At 66.6% G+C, this 4,118-nt stretch carries 7 protein-coding genes; 2 read left to right on the forward strand and 5 right to left on the reverse strand.

Annotated elements, in window-relative coordinates; genetic code table 11:
- Window positions 1-114: peptidylprolyl isomerase (locus tag H7290_RS10620; RefSeq protein WP_290513990.1), on the reverse strand; the 114-nt coding region annotated here is incomplete at its 3' end.
- A 107-nt stretch (window positions 115-221) separates the two neighbouring features.
- Here H7290_RS10620 and H7290_RS10625 point away from each other — a divergent pair.
- Both H7290_RS10625 and H7290_RS10630 read left to right on the forward strand, forming a co-directional pair.
- The gene (locus H7290_RS10625; RefSeq protein ID WP_290513984.1) at window positions 222-359 is read left to right on the forward strand and encodes a hypothetical protein; all 138 of its coding nucleotides are present in this window, start codon (window positions 222-224) and stop codon (window positions 357-359) included.
- Entirely contained in the window at window positions 359-1,135 is a 777-nt protein-coding gene (locus H7290_RS10630) for an enoyl-CoA hydratase/isomerase family protein (protein ID WP_290513985.1), read from the forward strand. The genes H7290_RS10625 and H7290_RS10630 overlap by 1 nt, the downstream gene beginning before the upstream one ends.
- Window positions 1,136-1,140: 5 nt before the next feature.
- Here the strand turns inward: H7290_RS10630 and H7290_RS10635 are convergent, their stop codons facing one another.
- The 4 genes from H7290_RS10635 to H7290_RS10650 all read right to left on the reverse strand — a co-directional run.
- Window positions 1,141-1,476, reverse strand: coding sequence for a DUF3817 domain-containing protein (locus tag H7290_RS10635; protein ID WP_290513986.1), 336 nt, complete (start codon window positions 1,474-1,476; stop codon window positions 1,141-1,143).
- Window positions 1,477-1,480: 4 nt separating this feature from the next.
- Window positions 1,481-2,230, reverse strand: coding sequence for an SURF1 family protein (locus tag H7290_RS10640; protein ID WP_290513987.1), 750 nt, complete (start codon window positions 2,228-2,230; stop codon window positions 1,481-1,483).
- Window positions 2,227-3,504, reverse strand: a complete 1,278-nt coding sequence (glyA, locus tag H7290_RS10645) for a serine hydroxymethyltransferase (protein ID WP_290513988.1) — start codon at window positions 3,502-3,504, stop codon at window positions 2,227-2,229. Before glyA ends, H7290_RS10640 begins: the two co-directional genes overlap by 4 nt.
- Before the next feature lie 37 nt (window positions 3,505-3,541).
- Window positions 3,542-4,118: response regulator transcription factor (locus tag H7290_RS10650; protein WP_290513989.1), on the reverse strand; the 577-nt coding region annotated here is incomplete at its 5' end.

A 4,118-nucleotide genomic window follows, 5' to 3' on the forward strand; every position in this document is an offset into this window, starting at 1 on the left:
GCCCTCGGCCAGCCCGACGAAGTTCTCGACGGTCTTGGGCGCATGGTCGGGGAAGAGCTCCACGGCAATGGTGCCGTGGTTGGTGGTGAATGTTGCGATCAGCTGCGAAGCCACAGGGGGATCCTTTCAGTGTGCTTCCCTTATCTTTTCATGGCGCGCCAACTGCGGCCGATCGACAGGCGAACTGACCGGCCACGAGTGTGATCGCTATCGTGGCCGGCATGTCGAAGTCCGAGAAGAAGCGTTCCCTCCGCCCGCTCCTGTTCGTGGTCGCCGTCGCCGGTGTCGTGGTCGTGCTGCGCAACGCCGTCGCCGACAAGGGCGGCTCGTACGACCCCGCCGACCTCGGCGCACGCTGATGTCGGTCACGGTCGAACGCACTCCCGACGGCATCGCTGTGCTGACCTTCAGCGCTCCGCCGGTCAACCTCTACTCAGAGGAGATGCACGCCGATTTCGATCGTGCGCTCGACGAGATCGACGCCGATCCGCCTCGCGCTCTGCTGATCCGCGCCGAGGGCAGAGTCGTCTCCGGCGGGGTGGATGTGTCACAGTTCCATGCGCAGAAGACCCGGGCCGACACGAAGATCCTGTACGACCGCATGCTCGAGCTGCCGTCCCGCATCGACGCATTGGCCTTCCCGACCTTCTTCGCCGCTCACGCGTTGACGCTGACCTGGGCCTTCGAGATCGCCGTGGCGTGCGACATCATCCTGGCGTCCGAGAAGGCGAAGTTCGGGCTCGTAGAGCGGGTCATCGGTCTCACCCCGACCATGGGGGGCACGCAGCGCCTCGCCGCCCGCGCGGGGGTCGGCCGGGCGAAGGAGCTCGTCTTCACCGGTGACCTCTATGACGCGGCCACTCTCGAACGCTGGAACGTCGTCAACCGGGTCTTTCCGGTCGAGGGTTTCGACGACGCCGTGCTGGCCTTCGTGCAGCAGATCGCCGCGGGTCCCACCAAGGCGTTCGGCGCGGCCAAGGACATTCTTCGCGATTTCGAGTCCGGCGGAGTGCCTGCGGCTGTCGCCCACACGACCGCGATCGCCTCGGCACTGTTCGACACCGAGGACCTCCAAGGAGGCATGGAATCGTTCCTGGAGGCCGGCCCCGGCAAGGCGACCTTCCACGGCCGCTGACCGGCTTACTTCGTGGCGGGGTGCTGGCTGTGGACGTGCTTCGTCGCCCGGTGCTCGGCCCAGAAGCTGACGATCGGGATCGTGCCGGCAAGCAGCGTGCCGATGGTGAAGGGGATGGTCCAACGGGCCTTGCGAGCCAGCAGAGCCGCCATGACCAGGAAGATCATGTAGAGCCAGCCGTGCGCGATGCCGAGGTAGGTCGTGATGTTCTCGCCGAGGCCCTGAGCGCCGGAGCCCTCAGCCGCAAGATACTTCAGCGGCACACCGACCAAGATCAGGATGATCAGCAGGACGCCGACGATGTTGGCCATGACGCGATAACGGAGCAGAGCAGCTTTCACGGCGTCAGGCTACCTTCGCTCGTGAAGTCGCCACGCTCTCGGTGGCCATTCGCCACCACATGAAGAGCGCGAACGCACCGAAGACCCACCATTGCAACGCATAGGCGAGGTTGCGCAGACCCACCGTCCACGACACGTCACCCGGCACGGGCGGTGGCACCAGATCGAGGCCCCCGGCCGTCGCGGCATCAGTGCTGATGGCGAATCCGGAGTAGAGGTCATAGGGCTGCACGTTGAGCAACGCCGGTATGCGAACCGACCCGATCTCGCGTCGATCGGGGTTGTAGGCGTCGGCTATGCCCTCGCCCGGAGCAAGCACGGCGTCAACCGTCACGGGACCTGCCGGAACGGCAGGCAGGGCACCGGCGGTGGGTGACCATCCGCGTACAACAAGGAGCGCGTTGTCGCCACCGGCACCGACGAGCAGAGGGGCCAGCAACCAGGCGCCTGTGCGTCCCTGCTGCTTCTTGCCGGTGACCCACACCTGCTGGTCGGCCGGGGCGAAACGACCCTCGACCATGACCGGCCGGTTGTTGAGCTTGCCGTCAAACGGCTGATCAGGACCCCACAACCCTGCCAACGCGACCCGCGGCACCACCTGCTTGTCGGCGCGCTCGTGCTGCTGGCGCGAATCGTAAACACCCATCTGCCACAGGCCCATCACGACGCAGAAGACGATGGCGACCACGGCGAACACGTGCAACCCGACCAGCCCTGGTCGCAACCAGAGCCTCAGTGTCGGGGCCGGGTTCACGCCGTGAAGGGGGTGACGCCCGGATAGAGCGGGAACCGCTCGGCGAGGACCGTCACCCGCTTGCGCAGGCTTTCGAGGTCGACGTCGCCCGGAAGCAGCGCCACCGCGATGATGTCGGCTACCTCGGTGAACTCCTCGGCTCCGAATCCGCGAGTCGCCAGCGCCGGCGTGCCGATGCGCAGGCCCGACGTGACCATCGGCGGCCGCGGATCGTTGGGCACCGCGTTGCGGTTGACGGTGATGCCGGCCTCGTGGAGGCGGTCTTCGGCCTGCTGGCCGTCGAGCTCAGATTCGCGCAGATCGACCAGCACGAGATGCACATCGGTGCCACCGCTCAAGACGTTGATGCCTGCGGCCCGGGCGTCATCGTCCATGAGACGTGCCGCCAGGATCTGCGCACCCTCGATGGTGCGCTGCTGCCGCTCCTTGAACTCCGGCTCCAGCGCCATCTTGAATGCCACGGCCTTGGCAGCGATGACGTGCTCGAGGGGACCACCCTGCTGCCCGGGGAACACCGCGGAGCGCATCTTCTTGGCGATGGCCTCGTCGTTGGTCAGGATCGCTCCACCGCGGGGGCCGCCGAGCGTCTTGTGGGTCGTCGTCGTGACGATGTGCGCGTGCGGCAGCGGGCTGGGGTGCAGGCCCGCGGCGACGAGCCCGGCGAAGTGCGCCATGTCGACCCACAGCTTTGCCCCGACCTCGTCGGCGATCTCCCGGAAGAGCGCGAAGTCGAGCTGGCGGGGGTAGGCCGACCAACCTGCGATGATGACCGCCGGTTGGTGCTCGTGGGCCAGGGTTCGCACCTCGTCCATGTCGACGAGGCCGGTCTCGGGGACGACGTGATAGGCGACGGGCTTGTAGATCTTGCCCGAGAAGTTGAGCTTCATGCCGTGCGTGAGATGTCCGCCGTTGGCGAGGTCGAGGCCGAGGATCGTGTCGCCGACTGTGGCGATGGCGTGAAGCGCCGCAGCATTGGCGGTGGCACCTGAGTGCGGCTGGACGTTGGCGAAACCAGCATCGAACAGCTGCTTGAGCCGGTCGATGGCGATCGTCTCGACCTGGTCGACGAACTCACAGCCACCGTAGTAGCGCTTGCCCGGGTAGCCCTCGGCGTACTTGTTGGTCAGCACGCTTCCCTGCGCTTCGAGCGCGGCGACGGGTGCGAAGTTCTCTGACGCGATCATCTCGAGCGTCGACTGCTGGCGGTGCAGCTCGGCGTCGAGAAGCGCAGCGATGTCTGGGTCGAAATCGGCGAGATGCTGGTCGTGGCTCATGCCTCCAGACTATCGGTCGACTGGTGGAGTCGGCCGTTCAGAGGTCGCGCGACGTGAGGCCGGTATGCCGTGTGACCAGCACTGCGGCCTGGGTGCGCCGCTTGAGACCGAGCTTGGACAGCAACTGGGTCACGTAGTTCTTGACGGTCTTCTCGGCGAGAAACATCTCAGAGGCGATCTGACGATTCGTCAGCCCCTCGCCGATCAGGTCCAGGATGCGCCGTTCCTGCTTGGTGAGGGTGCTGAGCGGATCTTCCATGGGTCGGCCGTCGCGGATGCGGGCGAGGACTCGCTGCGTGACGGCGGGGTCGAGCAGCGACTGGCCGGCAGCGACGCGACGCACGGCATCGACGAGGTCGGGGCCGCGCACCTGCTTGAGCACGTAGCCGGCGGCGCCCGCCATGATCGCGGAGAAGAGGGCATCGTCGTCGTCGTAGGACGTCAGGATGATGACCGCGATCGACGGGTTGGCCGAACGGATGTCGCGACACACCTCGATGCCCGTGCCGTCGGGGAGCCTCGCGTCGAGCACGGCAACATGGGGCTCGAGCACCGGGATGAGCTGGGCTGCCTCCTTGGCCAGACCTGCTTCGCCGACGACCTCGATGTCGGAC

It is taken from the genome of Aeromicrobium sp., from assembly GCF_014378035.1.
Lineage (GTDB): Bacteria > Actinomycetota > Actinomycetes > Propionibacteriales > Nocardioidaceae > Aeromicrobium.

Excerpts from the sequence above, each read along its gene's own strand:
- H7290_RS10625 (WP_290513984.1), top strand. The coding sequence starts at position 222 with ATGTCGAAGTCCGAGAAGAAGCGTTCCCTCCGCCCGCTCCTGTTCGTG.
- H7290_RS10630 (WP_290513985.1), top strand. The coding sequence starts at position 359 with ATGTCGGTCACGGTCGAACGCACTCCCGACGGCATCGCTGTGCTGACC.
- glyA (WP_290513988.1), bottom strand. The coding sequence starts at position 3,504 with ATGAGCCACGACCAGCATCTCGCCGATTTCGACCCAGACATCGCTGCG.